The sequence below is a fragment of the Actinoallomurus oryzae genome (assembly GCF_039541955.1).
Classification (GTDB): Bacteria; Actinomycetota; Actinomycetes; order Streptosporangiales; family Streptosporangiaceae; genus Actinoallomurus; species Actinoallomurus oryzae.
This window is the reverse complement of the sequence record NZ_BAABHF010000049.1, coordinates 84,678-104,271: the sequence shown is the minus strand read 5'-3', so window position 1 is coordinate 104,271 and position 19,594 is coordinate 84,678. Positions and strand designations below refer to the sequence as shown.

Here is a 19,594-nt window from a genome sequence, read left to right as displayed (position 1 = left end):
TGATCATCACGTGGCGGTCATCGGATCCGGCCCGGCGGGCATCTACGCCGCCGAGGCCCTGGTGAAGCAGGCGCAAGGGGGTGTCCAGGTCGACATCTTCGACCGCCTGCCGACCCCCTACGGCCTGGTGCGCTACGGCGTGGCGCCCGACCATACGTCGATCAAGTCGATCGCGCGTTACCTGCAGCGGGTGCTGGAGCATCCCGACGTGCGGTTCCTCGGCGGCGTGGAGTTCGGCAAGGACGTCACGCGCGAGGAGCTGCTGGACTGCTACGACGCGGTGATCTACGCGACCGGCGCGATGGTCGACCGCCACCTGGGCATCCCGGGTGAGGACCTGACCGGCAGCGTCGCCGCGACCGACTTCGTCAACTGGTACTGCGGCCATCCCGACGCGACGAACCTCGCGGTGGACCTGTCGGCGGACGCCGTCGCGGTCATCGGCGTCGGCAACGTCGCGGTCGACGTCGTACGGATCCTCGCCAAGACCGCCGGCGAACTGCGCGCCACCGACGTGCCCGATCCGGTCCTCACCCTGCTCGGCGGCAGTGGCGTGCGTCACATCCACATGATCGGACGCCGGGGGCCGGCGCAGGCGAAGTTCACCACCAAAGAACTCCGCGAGCTCGGCGCGCTGCCGGGCGCCGAGGTGCACGTCCGCGAGGAGGACCTGCGGCTCGACCCGGCGAGCGCCGCGCTGGCCGAGTCCGACCGGCACGTGCGCGCCAACGTCGCGGTCATGCGCGAGTGGGCCGGCCGTCCGGCCGGTGATCTGCCGCGCCGCCTCGACCTGCGGTTCTGGCTGCGCCCGGTGGAGATCCTGGGCACCGGCCGGGTCGAGGGCCTGCGGCTGGAGCACACCACGCTGAACGCCGAGGGCCGGGTCGTGGGCACCGGGGAGTTCGAGACGCTGCCCGTGGGCCTGGTGCTGCGCTCGGTCGGGTACCAGAGCGTGCCCCTGCCCGGGGTGCCGTTCGACGCGCGGGCGTACGTCGTGCCGAACGAGGGCGGCCGGGTCCTCGGCGAGGACGGCACACCGCTGCCGGGGGAGTACGTCGCGGGCTGGGTCAAGCGCGGTCCCACCGGCGTGATCGGCACGAACAAGGCCGACGCGGCGGAGACCGTCCGTGCGCTACTCGCCGACCAGGGCGAACGCCAGGGAAACCGGCGGTCGATCGAGACGCTGCTGGAGTCGCGCGGCGTGCGGGTCGTGACGTACGACGACTGGCTCGGCATCGACGCGGGTGAGATCGAGCTGGCGCGCACCCTCGATCGCGGCGAACGCGTGAAGCTGGCGGGCTGGGAGGCGCTGCGCCGGGCGTACGGTCACTAGGACGCGTCTTCTGGTTCCCTCGCTGCGCTCGGTCATGACTCGGGAGGCTGACCGGCGTCCCGGCGTCCGCTCATGACTCTCTAAGCTGACTTTAAGAAAGCCCCCATCGAACCCTTAGACGCGCGATCCGCCGGTTTGGTTGCTGTGAAATTGTCGATATGGCCGTAACTTGCCAGTATGTCCCACTGATCAGTACTTTCCCCATGCGTACCACTAACGTGCTGCGCTGAAACGTCGTGGCGACGCTCCGGCCACCTTCGACCCGACGCCACGCACTCTCTGAGGGGAAACTGAATGAACATCGCACGTCTGGGGGCGGCGGGCGGCGCGGCCGCGATCGTCGCGCTGTGCATGGCGGGACCTGCCTTCGCCACGGACACGCCGGGACCGGTTTCCGGCGGCGTCACCAAGAACGCCCCGGCGTCGCCGGTGAAGCCGGGTGGCAAGGAGCCCACCGCCGACGTGACGCCGAAGTCCTTCTACGGCGGGGACACCCTCACCTGGACGGTCGAGAACTGCGCGGTCGTGCCGACGATCGTGGACGTGAACCACCTCTTCGTCACGACCAACCCCTTCAAGCCGACGGGCACCGAGGGCAGCTACGCGGCCAAGGAGACCACCCGCAAGAAGCTGGTCGACGGCAAGGAGTACAAGGTCGAGGTCCACTGCGGGCGCTGGACCGACACGTTCACCACCAAGCCGCACAAGCGGCCGAAGCCCACCCCGACGCCGACCAAGTCCGGCACCCCGACGCCGACCTCGTCCGGCACCCCGACCGGGCTGCCCAGCGGCGCCCCGCAGACCGGTGACGGCTCGAGCAACGGCGGCGGGAACACCGGCCTGATCGCCGGTGGCGCTGCCGTCGTCGTCGTGGGCCTCGCGGGCGGCACCTTCCTCTACACCCGCCGGCGTTCGTCGGCTGGAGCCTGAGTGCTTCCTGAGCGGTACCGTGCCGGCCGTCACGTCCTGGGCGTGGCGGCCGGTGCCCTGCTCGCGGTGACCGCGGCCGGATGCGGGGGAGGCGGCGGAAAGCCGCCCGCGAAGGTGGGGACGCCCGCTCCGTCCGTGTCGAGCAGCGCGCCGGTGAAGCCGCTGGCCCGCTCGGTACCCTCCCGCCTGCGCATCCCGAAGCTCAACATCAACTCACCGATCATGAAGCTCGGCCTCAACGCCGACCACACGATCCAGGTGCCGCCGCTGAGCAAGCCGAACATGACCGGCTGGTGGGACGGCGGCCCGACGCCCGGAGAGAAGGGCGCATCGGTCATCCTGGGGCACAACGTCGGCAACGGCCGCCCCTCGGTGTTCGAGAAGCTCGGTACTCTGAAGCCCGGCGACACGGTCCAGGTGACGCGCGCCAACGGCAGCGTCGCCACCTTCCAGATCACCAAACTCGAACAGATCCCCAAGAGCCGATTCCCGACGCAGAAGGTGTACGGCAAGCTGCCCTACCCGGGCATCCGCCTGATCACCTGCGGCGGCCGGTTCGACGCGTCGTGGGGGCACCACGTCGACAACATCATCGCGTACGGCAAGTTGGTGAACGGCACCTGAGCGAACGGCCCGGACGGCACCGCCGGCGAGACTACGGGGACGGGGTACCGATGGCGTCGCAGATGGCAGACGTCACGGTCCCCGATCTCCGCATGCCCCCGATCGACGCGACCGTCCCCGACCTCGGTACGTACACCGGCACGGGCTGGACTCCTCCGGGGGAGCCGGATCTCCCGGAGGAGCCGAGCCCGCCACGGAAACGACGCCGCCGGCGCTCGAACGTCCTCGTCGCGGGCGGCATGGTCGTCGTGGTGGGCGCGGGCGTGACGATGATCGTCGTCGGCTCGAACGGAAGCGGCCCGCCGCAGCCGCCGAAGACGAAGTCGGTCAACGCGCCCGAACCGGTGGTGAAGGCCCGGCCGATGAGCCGGGCGCTGCCGGTGCGCATCACCATCCCGCGCATCCACGTCAACGCCCCGATCGAGCCGCTCGGCCAGAACCCCGACGGCACGGTCGAGGTTCCGACGCTGAGCCGGCCGAACCTCGCGGGCTGGTACAAATACGGCCCGACACCCGGCCAGAAGGGCGCGGCGGTCGTGCTGGGACACGTCGACGCCCACCGCCAGCAGGCGGTGTTCTTCCGGCTGGGCAGCCTGCACCGCGGCGACCGCATCCACGTGTGGCGTACGGGCGGCAGCGTGGCGAAGTTCGCCGTCGACAGCGTCGTGCCGGTCGCCAAGGACCGCTTCCCGACGCAGAGCGTGTACGGCAAGACCAAGTACGCGGCCCTGCGCGTCATCACGTGCGGCGGCAAGTACGACAAGAAGACGATGCACTACCTGGGCAACATCATCGTCTACGCCCACCTCGTCCCCTGACCGCGGCGGGAGCGCTCCGCTGCGAGGGCGGGCGACGCGCGTGGCCGATATCGTGACGGGGTGGCTGATCGCCGGCTGTATCGGGTCGAGTCGCCGGACGGCGACGTCCAGACCACGATGACCGTCGTGCGGCGTGTCCTCGCCCGCTGTGCCCGTCCCCCCATCTCCCTCTCGGCCCGGGGGACCCTGACAGGGCCGGCGGCGGTGGCGGCGATCGCCGCGGCGGCGCCGGAGATGCGTGCCGAGGCCGTTCTGGACGTACCGCCCGCTGAGCTCGGGCGGCTGGCCGCGACATTGCGCGAGCGGCCGCTCGACGCCTGGTTGGCCGAGCAGGGCGCATCGGGCTTCGGATCGGCCTTCTGGATCGGAAGCGACCGGGACGAACCGCGGGCGTCGCAGCTGACGCTGAGCTTCACCGCCGAACCCGGCCAGGAGCAGGCCGAACGGCCCCGCGCCGAGCGGTGGCTGGCGGCGCTCGCCGAGGCGGGCCTGCTTCCGCCCGCCGCGTCACCCGAACGCGTCGCCGCGTGGTTCTTCACCCATGTGAAGGCAGAACCCGGTCTCCCGCCCCCGAACCCGTCGCCCGGCACCGTGCAGAACGACGTGCGGATCCGGAGCTTCGGCTGGCGCGGTACGGCGGATCGCCCACCTGTCTACGGGCCCGCCGCCATCGAACTCACCGTGCCGCTGCCACCGCCGGTCGCCCTGGCCCGCGCCGTGCCCCTGCTCGCCGCCGGCGGGCCGATCCGCTTCAACGGATACTTCACCGCCGACCCGCGGATCGCGGCGGCGCTCGCGGACCTCGGCGAGTGCCACTTCGACTTCGAGATCGACCCGCTTCCCGAGCCCGTACCGGACGCGTTGCTCACGGCGGCGGACGACGATCTGATCATCGTCGAGTGGTGCTGTGACCGGCCGGGCGAATCCAGCGCGCTCAACGGCGTCGTGCTCGGCGTCAACGCCACCTACGACGGCAGCCCGTACGACCCGCTTGCCCTACCGGGAGCGGCGACGGTCCACCTCGGCCTCCACCCGCGCGCCAACGACCGCGACCCCGACGCCTGCGCCCGGCAGCTGGCCGAACTCGCCGGCGTCCGGCTCGCGGCCGGCTAGAACTCCAGCGCGCACCACTGTCTCGGCGCCTGCGGTGCCGAGGAGCCGAGGCCGGAACGCCGCTGCCCGGCCAGGGGACGGCGGCGTTCCGGCCCGGTGTGGTCATGGCAGTGAGGCGACTCCCGGCTCGAGGAAGCGGGAGCCGGTCACGCGTTCCGCGACGCCCGTGCGGTCCAGGTACGGGGTGACACCGCCGAGGTGGAACGGCCAGCCCGCGCCCAGGATCATGCACAGGTCGATGTCCTGCGGGGCCGCGACGACGCCCTCGTCCAGCATGATGCGGATCTCCTCGGCCAGCGCGTCGAGCGCCCGCGTCAGCACCTGTTCCTCCGTGGACGGTGAGGTGCCGCCCGCGAAGATCTCCACGGCCTCCGGGTCGAGCGTGCTCTGCTGTCCACCACTGGCCGGCCGGTACACGCCGGACTTGCCGGCCGCGACCAGCTTCGCCAGCTTGCCCGACAGCGGGAAGCGGTCCGGGAACGCCTCGTGCAGGGTCTCGTTCACGTGCAGCGCGATCGCGGGGCCGACCAGCCCCATCAGGACGAACGGCGGCATCGGCAGGCCCAGCGGCGCCGCCGCGCGCTCGGCCACGTCGATCGGCGTGCCCTCCTCCACGGTCTGCACGATCTCGGCGAGCATCCGCAGCAGGACGCGGTTGACCACGAACGCCGGGGCGTCCTTGACCAGCACGCAGGACTTCTTCAGCGCCTTGCCGGTAGCGAACGCCGTGGCCAGTGTCGCGTCGTCGGTGCGCTCGCCACGGACGATCTCCAGCAGCGGCAGTACCGCGACCGGGTTGAAGAAGTGGAAGCCGACGACCCGTTCGGGGTGCCGCAGCTTGGCCGCCATCTCCGAGACCGACAGCGACGAGGTGTTCGTCGCCAGCACGCACTCGGGCGAGACCACGGCCTCGACCTCGGCGAAGACCTGCTGCTTGACGCCCATCTCCTCGAAGACGGCCTCGATGACGAAGTCGGCGTCCGCGAACGCGTCCTTGGTCAGCGAGCCGGTCACCAGGCCCTTGAGCTTGGCCGCCTCGTCGGCGGAGATCCGTCCCTTGCCGAGCAGCTTGTCCACCTCGGCGTGCACGTACGCCACGCCCTTGTCGAGCCGCTCCTGGTCGAGGTCGGTCAGCACGACCGGCACACCGAGCCGGCGGGCGAACAGCAGGCCGAGCTGGGAGGCCATCAGCCCGGCGCCGACGACGCCGACCTTCGTCACCGGACGGGCCAGGGCCTTGTCCGGGGCGCCGGCCGGGCGCTTGGCCCGCTTCTGCACCAGGTCGAAGGAGTACAGCCCCGACCGCAGCTCGTCGCTCATGATCAGGTCGGCGAGCGCCTCGTCCTCGGCCGCGAACCCCTCGTCACGCGTACGGTCCTTGGCCGCCGCGACCAGGTCCAGGGCCCGCAGCGGGGCGGGTGCCGCGCCGTGCAGCCTGCCCTCCACCCGCCAGCGCGCCTGGGCGACCGCCTCGTCCCACGCCGCGCCCGTGTCGACCGGCGCGCGCTCGACCGTCACCTCGCCGGTCAGCACGCGGGCCGCCCAGCGCAGCGACTCCTCCAGGAAGTCGGCCGGCTCGAACATCGCGTCGGCGATGCCCAGCTCGAAGGCCTGCGGGCCACGCAGCATCTTGTTCTGGTTCAGCGGGTTGTCGATGATGACCTTGAGGGCGTTCTCCGCGCCGACCAGGCGCGGCAGCAGGTACGTGCCGCCCCAGCCGGGCACCAGGCCGAGGAAGCACTCCGGCAGCGCCACCGCGGGCACGCCCGAGGAGATCGTCCGGTACGCGCAGTGCAGCGCCACCTCGACGCCGCCGCCCATCGCCGCGCCGTTCACGAACGCGAACGAGGGCACCGCCAGCTCGCCCAGCCGGCGGAACACGGCGTGCCCCAGCCGCGCGATCTCCAGCGCCTGCTCGCGGCCGGTGATCAGCGGCACGCCGTTCAGGTCCGCGCCGACCGCGAAGATGAACGGCTTGCCGGTCACGCCGACGGCCGCCAGGTCGTCACGGGCCGCGACCGCGTCCAGGGCGGCGTTCAACTCCGTCAGGCCGCCCGGCCCGAACGTGCTCGGCTTCGTGTGGTCGAACCCGTTGTCGAGCGTGATCAGCGCCATCGTGCCCGCGCCGTACGGCAACTCGACGTCCCGCACGCGAGCGTGCGTGATCACCTCGTCGGAAAAGATGTCCGTGACGCTCATCACACACGCTCCCAAAGAACAGTGCCACCCATGCCCATGCCGACGCACATCGTGGTGAGGCCGTACCGGACGTCGGGCCGCTCCTCGAAGTGCCGGGCGAGCTGCGTCATGAGGCGTACGCCCGAGGACGCGAGCGGATGGCCGATGGCGATCGCGCCGCCCCAGGGGTTCACGCGCGGGTCGTCGTCGGCGATCTTGAAGTGGTCGAGGAAGGCGAGCACCTGCACCGCGAACGCCTCGTTGATCTCGATCAGGCCGATGTCGTCCATCGTCAGCGAGTTGCGGGCGAGGAGCTTCTCGGTGGCCGGGACCGGGCCGATGCCCATGACCTCCGGCTCGACGCCGGCGAACGAGTAGTCGACGAGCCGCATCCGCGCGGTCAGGCCCAGCTCGGCGGCGACCTCCTCGGCCGCGACGACGCAGCCCGTGGCGCCGTCGTTGAGCCCGGCGGCGTTGCCGGCCGTGACGCGGCCGTGCGGGCGGAACGGCGTCTTCAGCCCGGCGAGGTTCTCCATGGTCGTGCCGGGACGCGGCGGCTCGTCGCGCGTCGCGAGGCCGTACCCCTTCTCGCCGGACCGGATCGCCATCGGCACGAGGTCCTGCTGGAACCGGCCGGCCTCGTACGCCTCGGCGACCTTCTGCTGGCTCCGCACCGCGTACGCGTCGGCGCGCTCCTTGGTGATCTGCGGATACCGGTCGTGCAGGTTCTCCGCGGTCATGCCCATGATCAGCGCGGATCCATCGACGAGCTTCTCGGCGAGGAACCGCGGGTTGGGGTCGACGCCCTCGCCCATGGGGTGGCGGCCCATGTGCTCGACCCCGCCGGCGATGGCCACGTCGTACGCGCCGAACGCGATGCCGCCGGCGACCGTCGTGACGGCGGTCATCGCGCCCGCGCACATGCGGTCGATGGCGTACCCGGGGACGCTCTTGGGCAGCCCGGCCAGCACCGCGGCCGAACGGCCGATGGTGAGGCCCTGGTCGCCGGTCTGGGTGGTCGCCGCGATGGCGACCTCGTCGATGCGCTCGGCGGGCAGCGAGGGGTTGCGCCTCCGCAGCTCGCGGATCACCCGGACGACGAGGTCGTCGGCGCGGGTCTCGGCGTACAGCCCCTTGGGGCCGGCCTTGCCGAACGGCGTGCGTACGCCGTCGACGAAGACCACGTCACGCGCGATACGAGGCACGGTCGGTCCTCCTTCTGGTGCGGTGCTGATGGGTTCTTACGCCTATAGGTTACTCGCCAGTAACAGCTGGCGCGAAAGCGGGTCTTGCTGGAGACGTGTCCCCGCCGTAGCCTGACCGGAATCACGGGATCGCAGGGAGTGACACGTCAGTGGTGCACGCCAGACCGGAGTACCGCTCCGGCCCCGGACGCTGGGCGGGTCAGGCCCTCAACGTTCCGCTGACCATGGCGAGAAGAGGCCTGCTGTGGCCATGGCGGCCACTGCGCGCCACCCGCCAGCTCACCGCGCTGCTGCACTGGGGCACCACGCTGGCCGGCGGCCTGGCCGCCGCGACGGCGCGCGACCCCGACCGTACGGCGCTGGTGGACGAGAAGGGCGCGCTGAGCTACGCCGAGCTGCACGACCGCACCGACCGGCTCGCCGCCGCGCTGATCCCCGACTGCCGTGGCCGCCGCCTCCGGGTCGGCGTGCTGTGCCGCAACCACCGCGGTCTGGTCGAGTCGCTGATCGCCTGCAGCAAGCGCGGGGCCGAGGTCGTGCTGCTGGGCACCGGGCTCGGGCGTGGCCAGCTCAACAGCGTGATGCGCGAGCTGTGGGCCGACATCGTCATCGCGGACGTGGAGTTCGCCGACCTGCTGCCGCGCGGCGGCCGCCGGTTCACCAAGGTGACCGCCTGGACGGGGGAGGACGACCGGCCCGGGCCCGGGCCCACCATCGACGAGCTGATCGAGGCGACCCCCGCGCCCGCGCTCGAGCCGCCGCCGATCCAGGGGCGCATCGTCTTCCTCAGCTCCGGCACCTCCGGACGGCCGAAGGGCGCGCGCCGACCGCCGCGGCCGGGGTTCGTGCCGCTCACCGCCATGCTCTCGCGCACCCCGCTGCGCGTCGGCGAGCGGATGCTCATCGAGGCGCCCCTGTACCACGCGTGGGGCTACTCCTCGTTCCAGCTCGCCCTGGCGATGCGGGGCACCGTCGTGCTCGGGCGGCACTTCGACCCCGAGCGCACGCTGGCGACGATCCAGGAACGCTCCTGCACCACGCTGATCACCGTGCCGATCATGCTGCAGCGCATCCTGGCGCTGCCGAAGCGCACGCGCGCGGCGTACGACACCTCGTCCCTGCGCCTCACCGCGGTCAGCGGCTCCCGGCTGCCGGGCGATCTGGCCACGGCCTTCATGGACGCCTTCCCGGTCGAGCTGTGCAACGTCTACGGCTCCACCGAGGCGGGCTGGGTGAGCATCGCCACCGGTGCCGACCTGCGCGCGCACCCGCACACCGCGGGCCGTCCGGCGAGCGGCGCGAAGGTGGCGATCCTGGACGCGGACGGGCGCCCCGTGCCGCGCGGCGCCACCGGCCGCATCTACGTCGCGGGCAGCACGCGCTTCGAGGGCTACACGGGCGGCGTGCCGGTGGAGACCCGTGACGGCATGCTCTTCATGGGCGACGTCGGCCACCTCGACGACGAGGGGCTGCTCTACATCGACGGCCGCGCCGACGAGATGATCGTCTCCGGCGGCGAGAACGTCTTTCCGGCCGCGGCCGAGGACGTGATCGCCCGGCTGCCGCAGGTGCGCGAGGTCGCGGTGACGGGGGTGCCGGACGAGGAGTACGGCGAACGCCTGGCGGCCTACATCGTCACGGCACCGGGCGCGCGGCTCGACGCCGACACGGTCCGCGGGCACGTCCGCGAACGGCTGGCCCGGTACGCCGTGCCACGCGACGTCCACTTCCGCGCGCACCTGCCCCGCAACGCGATGGGCAAGGTCGTGCCGCACCGCCTCCCCGAGGCGGCCGGCGCCTGACGGACCGCCCGCCACCGACGAGCCTCGGCCGCGCCGGCGGTCAGCCCGCGCCCGCGGTCTGCTTCCGCGGCGTGGTCGCGACCGGCGCCTTGGGCGCGCGCAGGAAGAAGAACATCACCGGGATGATGTAGACCACCCACGCGATCGCCTGCGCCACCGTGACCTGCGGGGTCAGGTTGAACACGCCCTGGAGCGCGGTCTGCAGCCACTGGCCGACCTGGCCCAGGCCGGCGAACCAGCTGCTCGGCTCGAAGGCGAGCGTGGTCAGGCCGGGCAGGATCGAGGCCTCCTGCAGGTCGTGGAAGCCGTACCCGAACACACCGGCGGCCACGATGATGAGGGCCGCTCCGGTGATCGTGAAGAACTTCTTGAGGTTGAGCCGGAGCCCGCCCCGGTAGAGCAGGTAGCCGAGCAGCGCCGCGGTGAGCAGCCCGAGCACGGCGCCGATGATCGGCTCGGTGGAGTTGTTCGCGTTGCTGATGTTGGTCCACAGGAACAGGGCGGTCTCCAGGCCCTCCCGGCCGACGGCCAGGAACGCGACCGCGAACAGCGCCCCGCGGCCCATCGACAGCGCGCCCTGCAGCTTGCCCTCCAGCTCGGCCTTCATGAACCGCGCGGTGCGGCGCATCCAGAAGACCATCCAGGTCACGAGGCCGACCGCGATGATCGACAGGATGCCGCCGAAGGACTCCTGCGTCTTGAACTGCATCTCGCCGGAGGCGACGCTCAGCGCGATGCCGAAACCGACGGCGAGCGCGATGGCGGTGCCCACACCTCCCCAGACCGGTGCCAGCGCGGTGCGGTTGCCCGACTTCACCAGATACGCGATCAGGATGCTGACGACGAGTGAGGCTTCGAGCCCTTCGCGCAGGCCGATGAGGTAGTTGCCGAGCAACAAGGGGGGCGCACCTCCTCTAGGGGGCTCCGGGAGCGGAGCCGGATGTTTCGGGCCTAGGCCATTAGGTAAACCTAACCTAATCGCGATTCTGCGGCCCAGGAGGGGTCGACGCAAGCCCCTGGCCTGTGACGCTTGCGAGTGAGTCGTCCCGAGTGCCGAACGATGATCCATTTGGTACTGCATTGCCGTTGATTTGGTGGGGCCACATGTACCCGAAGTGCCTCTAGAGGGCATAGCGTTTGACATGTGGAGTTTCGGGACGTGATGACTCGCCGTCGGATGCTCGCTCTGGGCGCCGCCGGCCTTGGGGCGCTGGCCGTGGGCGACGACGGCCGAGTGACGACCGTCCCCACCCGGCCCTTAGCGCAGGGACGGGAGCCGGTCCGGTCGGTCCCGCCGGTCAAGAGGAGGAGACCGACACCCGGCCCGCGGCCGGGCGTCATACCCCCGCCCAACGCGCCGGTGCACGCGCGCACCGACGCGGTCCACCGGGTGCACGACGTGTTCCCGACGGCCCCGCCGAACACCATCGCGCTGACCATCGACGACGGCCCGCAGCCGGAGTGGACGCCGAAGATGCTCGACCTGCTGGCCGAGTTCGAGGTGAAGGCGACCTTCTCGCTCATCGGCATCCAGGTGAAGCAGTTCCCCAAGCTGGCGGAGCGGATCGTCCAGGCCGGTCACCAGCTGTGCAACCACACGATGAACCACCCGCTCTACATCGCCGAGATGTCGCGGAAGAAGGTCGACCGGGAGATCACCGAGGCGCACGACCGCATCGGCGAGGCGACCGGGATCGCGCCGAAGTTCTTCCGCTCGCCCGGCGGCGCCTGGTCGCACGCGGTGTTCCATTCGGCCGCCCGGCACGGCATGATCCCCATCGACTGGGACATCGACCCCCGCGACTGGGCACGTCCGGGCACCGGGCACATCAAGCGCGCGATGCTGAAGGCCAAGGGCGGCGACATCCTGCTCTGCCACGACGGCGGCGGCGACCGCTCAGAGACCATCAAGGCCCTGCGCAAGGTCATCCCCGCGCTGAAGAAACGCGGCCTGACCTTCGTGGCCCTGTGAGCGTGCACAGGCCGATGAGAAGGGGAGCCCCCGGCCGTACGATCAGCACGTGAACTGGCGATCGACCACAGTGGCAGGACTGGTCGACGCGCTGGGCCCCACGCTCCCCGCCGCGGCGTTCGTCGCGGCGATCGCCGCCGACGATGGCGGGTGCGCGGTCCGGCTCAGCGACGGCTGCCCGTTGGAGGGCCGCTTCGAGATGGGAAGTCCGGTCCGGCCCTGGACCCACCACCTCTGGGGCGCGGGCGGCGTCGCGAGGCCACCGCAGAGGACCTGGCCCGGTACCTGTCGGCCTGCCTGACCCCGCCGGCCAGAGCTGAGCCGACCGATCGCGGCGGCCTCACTGAGCGGGGCGTACGGGGCGGGTGTACCAGACGTACGGGGAGGACAGGTGGTCGATGGTGAAGTTCAGCCGTTCGAGCAGCCGTCTTGAGGCGAGGTTGCTTTCGTGTACCTCGGCGGTCACCCGCCGGCATGACGTGAGGTTCGGTAGCCACTCCACGAGGCCGCGGACCGCTTCGGTGCCGTAGCCGTTCGCCCGCCAGGCCGCGCCCACGCCGTACCCGATCTCCGCCGACCCGTCCGGGCCCGGTGCGTGCTTCAGGCCGCACTCGCCGATCACCATGCCGCGGCGGGCGATCAGCCAGGTCAGCGCGCCCGGGTCCACAGCGGCGCGCATCGCCACGATCGGCGTCGCCGACATGGGCCAGTCGGCGCCGGCGCGTACGCCGGAGTAGTCGCCGTCCGCGAGGTCGCGTGCGGCTCCGGCGGTCAGCGGCCGCAGCTCCAGCCGCGGGGTGCGGATCGCCGCCGAGACCGCCGGCGAACCCTCCTGCGGGTCTTCTGGCAATCCCTCAGGACTCACTCTTGGTCGCCAGCCTGACCAGCGCCTTGGCCAGCGGCTTCGCCGTCAGGGTCACCTGCCACGACCGGGCTCCGAGCGCGGTCAGCACGACGCCGACCGAGTCCTCGGTGACCGTCTCCGGCGGGCTCCACGCCAGCCGCCGTACGGCGTCGGGCTGCAGGAGGTTCTCCGTCGGCATGGTGTGCTCGTCGGCGAGGGCGGCGACCACGGCGCGGGTGGCGGTCAGGCGCTCGGCGGCGGCCGGGTCGCGCTCCGCCCAGCGGTGCGCGGGCGGCGGGCCCTCGCCGGGCAGGCTGTGCTCGGGCAGTGAGGCGTCCGGCAGCGTACGGCCCTTCTGCACGGCGCGGAACCACGCCGCGGCGTGACGCCGGGGGTTGCGTCCGCGGAAGGCGGGCAGCGCGGCCAGGTCGTCGGGCGTACGCGGAAGCTGGAGCGCGGCCTCGACGATGGCCGCGTCGGGCAGGACCCGCCCGGGGGACAGGTCGCGCTCGCGGGCGATCCGGTCGCGCGTCGTCCACAGCTCCCGTACGACCGCGAGGCCGCGGCGGGTGCGGAGCCGGTGGATGCCGGAGGTGCGGCGCCAGGGGTCCTGCCGGGGCTCCTTGGGCGGGGCGGCCAAGATCGCGGCGAACTCCTCCTCGGCCCAGGTGAGCTTGCCCGCGTCGTCCAGCTCGGTGCGCAGCGCGTCACGGAGCTCGACGAGGAGCTCGACGTCGAGCGCGGCGTACCGCAGCCAGTCGGCGGGCAGCGGGCGCGTGGACCAGTCGGCGGCCGAGTGGCCCTTCTCCAGGGTGAAGCCCAGCACGGTCTCGACCATGGTGCCCAGCCCCACCCGGGGGTAGCCGAGCAGCCGCCCGGCCAGTTCGGTGTCGAACAGCCGGTCCGGCACCAGACCGAGCTCCGAGAGGCACGGCAGGTCCTGGGTGGCGGCGTGCAGCACCATCTCGGTGCCGGCGAGCGCGGTGTTCAGCGCGGACAGGTCACAGCAGGGCACGGGGTCGAGGAGGACCGTTCCGGCGCCCTTGCGGCGGAGCTGCACCAGGTAGGCACGCTGACCGTAGCGGTAGCCCGAGGCGCGCTCGGCGTCGACCGCGACCGGTCCGTCACCACCGGCGAGCCGCTCGACCGCGGCCGCGAGCGCCTCCGAGGTCTGGCAGACCGGGGGAATGCCTTCCCGTGGTTCGAGGAGAGGTACTACTTCTGCTTCCGACAATCCCACGCGCCTACCGTACGTCGTCAAACACCTGAACCCGGCAGCGAGGTGACTCCTGCCGGCGGCAATCCAGCCGCAAGACACAGAACATCACACCAGGCGTTGATATGCCCGGACATGTTGTCATCCGTCGGCGACCAGGACGCCCGCAGCTCGAGTTCGGTCGTCTCGGGGTCGTCGTTCTTGTCGCCGAAGCTTTCGGAGACCGCCCGGGTGATCGTCCCGGAGGCGGCCTTGTACCCCGCGCAGTGCTGGTCGAGCGCCTCCGTCAGCCAGCTCCAGCCGACCGGGCCGATCAGCGGATCGGCCGCGATCTCCGGCTCCAGGTCGGCGCGGACGTAGGCGACCACGCGGAAGTCGCCGTGCCAGCCGCGCTGGCCCTCGGGGTCGTACAGCAGGATGAGCCGGCCGACGCCCAGCTCGCTGTCGTCGTCGCGGTAGACGGTCGCCATGATCGCCGCGGCGTACGGCGCCAGGCGCTGCGGCGCCGGCATGTCCTCGATCACGAGCTCGGAGCGGGCCGGCTCGGCCTCGACGAACGCGCGCATGGTCTCGACGGCTCGCCGGAACGGCTCCGGCGGGCGCGCGTCCCGGGGAGTCATCGGTCCACCGGGCGATCCGCCGGACGCATGTCCTCGGTGGGGAGATGGGGACGCATGGTACGGGACGGCCCTAAGCGGCCTGGGAGCGTACGACCACCGGCACCTCGGGAGCGTCGCCGATCACGATCGCCATGCCGCACACCGAGCACATCAGGTCGGGGCAGTCGGCACCGTGACCGTCGTCGCACGGCGGCTGCTCAAAGACGCGGTCGTCGTCACAGACGGAACAATGACGGGTGAGGGTCATCCGCTGACAGCCTCCCTCAACTCGGCTTCGGGGTGGAGCGTTCACACGCTCGCACGACGTCCGGCACGATCGCGGGATGTCGCTCGGCGTGTCCCGAAGATTCTCATAACGGACGTGCGGACCTTGTCGCCGTACGGACTTGGGGGTCGGGGCCCGGCCTGCGAGGTTTCGTGGGACCATCCAAGTGTGCCCGACGTCGAGAACCCCCAGAACGGCGCTGCTCCGCGGCCCGCCGCCGCACCCGGCGGCACACCGGACAACGGTCGCGCGCATCTGCCCGCCGCCCGTCGTGACGGCCCGTTCCTCAACGCGTGCCGCCGTCTGCCGGTGCCGCACACGCCGGTGTGGTTCATGCGGCAGGCGGGCCGGTCGCTGCCGGAGTACCGCGAGGCGCGCGGCACCGTGCCGATGCTCGAGGCGTGCGCGATCCCCGACCTGATCGTGGAGATCACGATGCAGCCGCTGCGCCGCTACGCGGTCGACGCGGCCATCTTCTTCAGCGACATCGTGGTGCCGCTCAAGGCGATCGGCGTCGACCTGGACATCAAGCCGGGCGTCGGCCCGGTGATCGCCGAGCCGATCCGCGACGCCGCCGCGGTCGGCCGCCTGCGCCCGCTGTGGCCGGACGACGTGCCGTACGTCACCGAGGCCGTGCGCTCCCTCGAGGCCGAGCTGGGCGACATCCCGCTGATCGGCTTCGCCGGCGGGCCGTTCACGCTGGCCTCCTACCTCATCGAGGGCGGCCCGTCGAAGAACCACGAGCGCACCAAGGCGATGATGTACGGCGAGCCGGAGCTGTGGGCGCGGCTGCTCGACCGCCTCGCCGACATCGCGATCGCCTACCTCAAGGTGCAGGTCGAGGCGGGGGCGCGGGCGATCCAGCTGTTCGACTCGTGGGTCGGCGGCGTGGCGCCGGCCGACTACCGCCGTTCGGTGCTGCCGCACAGCACGAAGATCTTCTCCGCCCTGGAGGCGTACGGCGTGCCGCGGATCCACTTCGGCGTCGGCACGGGTGAGCTCCTGGGGCTGATGGGCGAGGCGGGCGCGGACGTCGTCGGCGTCGACTGGCGGGTCCCGCTCGACGAGGCCGTACGCCGCGTCGACGCCGGCAAGGCCCTGCAGGGCAACCTCGACCCGGCCGTCCTGCTGGCCCCGTGGGAGATCGCGGCCGAACGCGCCCGCGAGGTTCTCGCCCAGGGCCGTACGGCGGAGGGCCACGTGTTCAACCTGGGCCACGGGGTCCTGCCGTCGACGGACCCGGGCGCGCTGGCCCGCCTCGCCGACCTGGTCCACGAGGAGTCCGCGGTCCACGCCGGCACCCGCTGAGCGACGCGCCCGGGGGCGCGCGGTCAGGCGGTGCTCGACCGGGACGAGCGGCGGCGGCGCCACAGCCACCAGGCCGGCAGGCCGATCACCACGGCGAGCCCCAGGAACGGCAGGACCCAGCCGACCACGATCGCCACTCCCTTCACGAACACCGCGAACGCGTGCCAGCCCGACGACACGGCGCCCGAGAAGCCCGTCGACCGGTGGTGTTCACGGCGCGTCGGCGTCGTGCCCTCCAGCCGCAGCGTCACGGTGGCGTAGCTCGTCTGGGCGGCCAGCGACTTCTGGCGTGCCTGCAGGGACTCGAGGTCGGCCTCCCTGCCGGCGATCTCCTGTTCCAGCTGCACGATGTCGTCGACGTCGGAGGCCTTGGCCAGCAGTTTCCGGAAGGACGCCAGGGTCGCCTTGGCCGACTTGACCCGGCTGTCGACGTCGGCGACCTCCTGGGTCACGTCGTCGGCCTGCTGGCGCAGCGAGACACGGGTGCCGATGCGCGAGGACGCGAGCTGGTCCAGCACGCCCTGGTACCGCGCCGACGGGATCTTGAAGGTGATCGTGGCCGACGGGCGGGAACCGGGGTTCTCGGTCGCGTTCTCGTTGCCGACATAGCCGCCCGCGGCGGCGACCACGCTCTTCGCCTGGCCCGCGGCGCGGGTGACGTCGCCGGACCGCATCGTGAGGTCCGCGGTGTAGACGATGGCCTGGGCGGGCGCGAGGCGTACGTTCTGGGCCTGGGCGCCGCCGGCCTGCTTGCCCGGTGCGCGCGCGACGGCGGCGCGGCCGTTCGAGCCGGAGGACGCTCCGCCACTGGCGCCGCCACAGGCCGTGAGGAGCACGAGCGCGGCGGCCGATACGACGATGAACGGTCTCATATGACTGGGACGCCGTGACGTACGTCACCGTTCGCGGCCGGCCGTCGCGATCGGATCACGATGACGACGCGCCCCGATCACGACGGTGGTCACGGGGAGGGAGTGACCACGGGGGCGTGCCTTTCGGTTCCCTCACTCCGCTCGGTCACGGGCGGGTGGTGTGCCGGTCGTGCGGGGTTCTGGGATCGTGGAGCCATGACCGATGCGCCGATCCGTGCCCATGTCGCCGTCGTCGGCGGCGGGATCGCCGGGCTGACCGCCGCGTACCACGCCGCCAAGGGCGGCGCCCGCGTCACGCTCCTGGAGGGGTCCGCCGACGTCGGCGGCAAGCTCCGTGCCGGCGAGGTCGCCGGCCTGGCGGTGGACGAGGGCGCCGAGGCGATGCTCGCGCGGCGGCCCGAGGGGCTCGAGCTCGTCCGCGAACTCGGCATCGGCGACCGGCTGGCCTTCCCCGGGACGACCTCATCGGCGATCTGGAGCCGGGGCGCGCTCCACGCCATGCCGGCCGGGCACATCATGGGCGTCCCCGCCGACCTGGTCGCGCTGGCCCGCTCCGGTGTGCTGTCGGCCGCCGGGTTGGCCCGCGTCCCGCTCGACCTCATGCGCCCCGCGACGCCGCGCGGCGAGGACGTGTCCGTGGCCGGGCTGATCGGCGCGCGGATGGGCGCCGAAGTGGTGGACCGGCTGGTCGAACCCCTGCTGGGCGGCGTGTACGCCGGGCGGGCCGACGACCTGTCCTTCGAGGCGACGATGCCGGGCCTGGCCGACGCCTCGCGCACCCGCCGGTCCCTGATCGCCGCCGCGCGGGCCGTACGCGAGGCGACGCCGGCGAGCTCCGGCCCGGTGTTCACCACGCTCACCGGCGGCATGGGAGCGCTGGCGCAGGCCCTCGCGAGCCGGGTCACCGAGCTGGAGGTGACCCTGCGCACGGAGACGATGGTGCGCGAGTTGAGCCGCGGGCCGGCGGGCTGGCGGCTCACCGTCGGCCCGGCGCGGGAGCCGGAGCTGGTCGAGGCCGACGCGGTGATCCTCGCGGTGCCGGCCCGCGCGGCCCGGCGTCTCCTGCGGGATGAGGTGCCCGCGGCGTCGGCCGAGCTGGGCCGGATCGAGTACGCGAGCATGGCGATCGTCACTCTGGCCTACTCCGCGACGGCGTTTCCCCGGCCACCGCGCCGCAGCGGCTACCTCGTGCCCGCGGTGGAGTCCGAGGGCGTCAAGGCGGTCACGTTCAGCACGACCAAGTGGCCGCACCTCCTCGACGACGCGCCCGGCATGGTGGTCGTCCGCTGCTCGATCGGCCGGTATGGCGAGGAGCAGGTCCTCCAGCGCCCCGACGAGGAGCTGAAGGCCATGGCCATGACCGAGCTGGCCCGGACGACCGGGGTGATCGAGCTGCCCGTCGACTGGCGGGTGACCCGCTGGGGCGGCGCACTCCCGCAGTACTCCGTCGGCCATCTCGACCGGGTCGCGCGGATCCGCGGCGCCGTCGCGAGCGTGCCCGGCCTGGCGGTCTGCGGCGCGGCGTACGACGGCGTGGGCGTCCCGGCGTGCATCGGGTCGGCGCGCGCGGCGGTGGCCCGGGTGACGGGGGATCTGAGGGGTCGGGGAGAATCGGAGAGGACCGGGCAACGCCGGCCGGTGCCGGAGCAGAAGGGGAACTGACCGTGAGTGGCGACAAGCCGAAGGCACGCGACCTCAACCAGGTGATCCGCTACACGATGTGGTCGGTCTTCCGGGTGCGGAACCTCGCCGACGCCGACCGCGACGCCGTCGCCCGTGAGGTCGAGGACCTGCTCGAACAGGCCGCGGCCAAGGACGTCACGACCCGTGGTGTCTACGACGTGGCGGGCCTGCGGGCCGACGCCGACTACATGTTCTGGTGGCACGCGGCCTCCTCCGACGACCTCCAGGAGATCTACAACCGGTTCCGCCGTACGACGCTGGGCCGGGCGTCGGAGCCGGTGTGGTCGGTGATGGCGCTGCACCGCCCGGCGGAGTTCAACAAGAGTCACGTCCCGGCGTTCCTCGCCGAGGAACAGGCCCGCGCGTACGTCTGCGTGTACCCGTTCGTCCGCTCCTATGAGTGGTACCTGCTGCCGGACCAGGAACGGCGGGCGCTGCTCGCCGAGCACGGCCGGATGGCGCGGGAGTACCCCGACGTGCGGGCCAACACGGTCTCCTCGTTCGCCCTGGGCGACTACGAGTGGATCCTCGCCTTCGAGGGCGACGAGCTGCACCGCATCGTCGACCTGATGCGTCATCTGCGGGGCTCGGAGACCCGCCGGCACGTCCGCGCGGAGACGCCGTTCTACACCGGTTCCCGCAAGCCGGTCGCCGAGCTCGTCGCCGCCCTGCCCTGAGCGACCGTCCCGCGGCGGCAGGGTTCCGGTCGGTCTCTGGAGGCTTCCCTGAGGGACAGAGCCTTGTTCCGCCGGTAAAGAGTTCGCCATCGGCGTCACCTCGCGTACCGGCCGTGCACGAGGATCCGTGACGC

The 19,594-nt window shown here is 72.1% G+C and carries 19 protein-coding genes; 11 read left to right on the top strand and 8 right to left on the bottom strand.

All coding sequences use genetic code 11. The annotated features are described in order from the left end of the window. Positions 1-10: 10 nt before the first annotated feature. From ABEA10_RS41325 to ABEA10_RS41305, 5 genes are all read left to right on the top strand, one after another. Positions 11-1,333 (top strand): FAD-dependent oxidoreductase, encoded by a 1,323-nt coding sequence (locus ABEA10_RS41325; RefSeq protein ID WP_345473571.1) that lies wholly within the window; start codon positions 11-13, stop codon positions 1,331-1,333. A gap of 294 nt (positions 1,334-1,627) precedes the next feature. Beyond that, positions 1,628-2,263, top strand: coding sequence for a hypothetical protein (locus ABEA10_RS41320; protein ID WP_345473569.1), 636 nt, complete (start codon positions 1,628-1,630; stop codon positions 2,261-2,263). Continuing rightward, a complete protein-coding gene (locus ABEA10_RS41315; protein ID WP_345473568.1) occupies positions 2,264-2,887 on the top strand; it encodes a class F sortase in 624 nt (207 codons plus the stop codon). It abuts the gene before it with no gap. 62 nt (positions 2,888-2,949) lie between these two features. Continuing rightward, positions 2,950-3,705: a class F sortase gene (locus ABEA10_RS41310; protein ID WP_345473566.1), complete on the top strand. Its 756-nt coding sequence runs from the start codon at positions 2,950-2,952 to the stop codon at positions 3,703-3,705. A 60-nt stretch (positions 3,706-3,765) separates the two neighbouring features. Beyond that, positions 3,766-4,818, top strand: coding sequence for a hypothetical protein (locus ABEA10_RS41305; protein ID WP_345473564.1), 1,053 nt, complete (start codon positions 3,766-3,768; stop codon positions 4,816-4,818). A gap of 102 nt (positions 4,819-4,920) precedes the next feature. On the opposite strand, the gene ABEA10_RS41300 is transcribed toward ABEA10_RS41305, so the two are convergent. Next, positions 4,921-7,017 carry a 3-hydroxyacyl-CoA dehydrogenase NAD-binding domain-containing protein gene (locus tag ABEA10_RS41300; RefSeq protein ID WP_345473562.1) on the bottom strand — a complete coding sequence of 699 codons (2,097 nt, stop codon included), beginning with the start codon at positions 7,015-7,017 and terminating at the stop codon, positions 4,921-4,923. After that, complete coding sequence (locus ABEA10_RS41295) at positions 7,017-8,201, bottom strand: thiolase family protein (protein ID WP_345473560.1); 1,185 nt, start codon at positions 8,199-8,201, stop codon at positions 7,017-7,019. The genes ABEA10_RS41300 and ABEA10_RS41295 overlap by 1 nt, the downstream gene beginning before the upstream one ends. A gap of 149 nt (positions 8,202-8,350) precedes the next feature. On the opposite strand from ABEA10_RS41295, the gene ABEA10_RS41290 reads away from it, so the two are divergent. Continuing rightward, the gene (locus ABEA10_RS41290; RefSeq protein WP_345473559.1) at positions 8,351-10,003 is read left to right on the top strand and encodes an AMP-binding protein; all 1,653 of its coding nucleotides are present in this window, start codon (positions 8,351-8,353) and stop codon (positions 10,001-10,003) included. 40 nt (positions 10,004-10,043) lie between these two features. On the opposite strand, the gene efeU is transcribed toward ABEA10_RS41290, so the two are convergent. After that, positions 10,044-10,901, bottom strand: coding sequence for an iron uptake transporter permease EfeU (efeU, locus tag ABEA10_RS41285; protein WP_345473558.1), 858 nt, complete (start codon positions 10,899-10,901; stop codon positions 10,044-10,046). Between the two features lie 462 nt (positions 10,902-11,363). Here efeU and ABEA10_RS41280 point away from each other — a divergent pair, with 462 nt between their 5' ends. Continuing rightward, positions 11,364-11,975: a polysaccharide deacetylase family protein gene (locus ABEA10_RS41280; protein ID WP_345473557.1), complete on the top strand. Its 612-nt coding sequence runs from the start codon at positions 11,364-11,366 to the stop codon at positions 11,973-11,975. Between the two features lie 49 nt (positions 11,976-12,024). Next, positions 12,025-12,276, top strand: coding sequence for a hypothetical protein (locus tag ABEA10_RS41275; protein ID WP_345473555.1), 252 nt, complete (start codon positions 12,025-12,027; stop codon positions 12,274-12,276). A gap of 39 nt (positions 12,277-12,315) precedes the next feature. Here ABEA10_RS41275 and ABEA10_RS41270 read toward each other — a convergent pair whose 3' ends face one another. The 4 genes from ABEA10_RS41270 to ABEA10_RS41255 form a co-directional block, all read right to left on the bottom strand. Continuing rightward, positions 12,316-12,825 carry a GNAT family N-acetyltransferase gene (locus ABEA10_RS41270; protein WP_345473553.1) on the bottom strand — a complete coding sequence of 170 codons (510 nt, stop codon included), beginning with the start codon at positions 12,823-12,825 and terminating at the stop codon, positions 12,316-12,318. A gap of 4 nt (positions 12,826-12,829) precedes the next feature. Further along, positions 12,830-14,053, bottom strand: coding sequence for a ribonuclease D (locus ABEA10_RS41265; RefSeq protein WP_345473744.1), 1,224 nt, complete (start codon positions 14,051-14,053; stop codon positions 12,830-12,832). 23 nt (positions 14,054-14,076) lie between these two features. After that, a complete protein-coding gene (locus tag ABEA10_RS41260; RefSeq protein ID WP_329239857.1) occupies positions 14,077-14,655 on the bottom strand; it encodes a DUF3000 domain-containing protein in 579 nt (192 codons plus the stop codon). A 70-nt stretch (positions 14,656-14,725) separates the two neighbouring features. Beyond that, positions 14,726-14,902: a hypothetical protein gene (locus ABEA10_RS41255; RefSeq protein ID WP_329239855.1), complete on the bottom strand. Its 177-nt coding sequence runs from the start codon at positions 14,900-14,902 to the stop codon at positions 14,726-14,728. A 273-nt stretch (positions 14,903-15,175) separates the two neighbouring features. On the opposite strand from ABEA10_RS41255, the gene hemE reads away from it, so the two are divergent. After that, positions 15,176-16,228 (top strand): uroporphyrinogen decarboxylase, encoded by a 1,053-nt coding sequence (gene hemE, locus ABEA10_RS41250; RefSeq protein WP_345473742.1) that lies wholly within the window; start codon positions 15,176-15,178, stop codon positions 16,226-16,228. A 23-nt stretch (positions 16,229-16,251) separates the two neighbouring features. Here hemE and ABEA10_RS41245 read toward each other — a convergent pair whose 3' ends face one another. After that, a complete protein-coding gene (locus tag ABEA10_RS41245; protein WP_345473550.1) occupies positions 16,252-17,100 on the bottom strand; it encodes a DUF4349 domain-containing protein in 849 nt (282 codons plus the stop codon). A 195-nt stretch (positions 17,101-17,295) separates the two neighbouring features. Between ABEA10_RS41245 and hemG the strand changes: the two genes are divergently transcribed. Both hemG and hemQ read left to right on the top strand, forming a co-directional pair. Continuing rightward, the gene (gene hemG / locus ABEA10_RS41240) at positions 17,296-18,762 is read left to right on the top strand and encodes a protoporphyrinogen oxidase (RefSeq protein WP_345473549.1); all 1,467 of its coding nucleotides are present in this window, start codon (positions 17,296-17,298) and stop codon (positions 18,760-18,762) included. A 56-nt stretch (positions 18,763-18,818) separates the two neighbouring features. Continuing rightward, positions 18,819-19,460, top strand: a complete 642-nt coding sequence (gene hemQ, locus ABEA10_RS41235) for a hydrogen peroxide-dependent heme synthase (protein ID WP_345473740.1) — start codon at positions 18,819-18,821, stop codon at positions 19,458-19,460. The last annotated feature ends 134 nt before the right edge of the window (positions 19,461-19,594 follow it).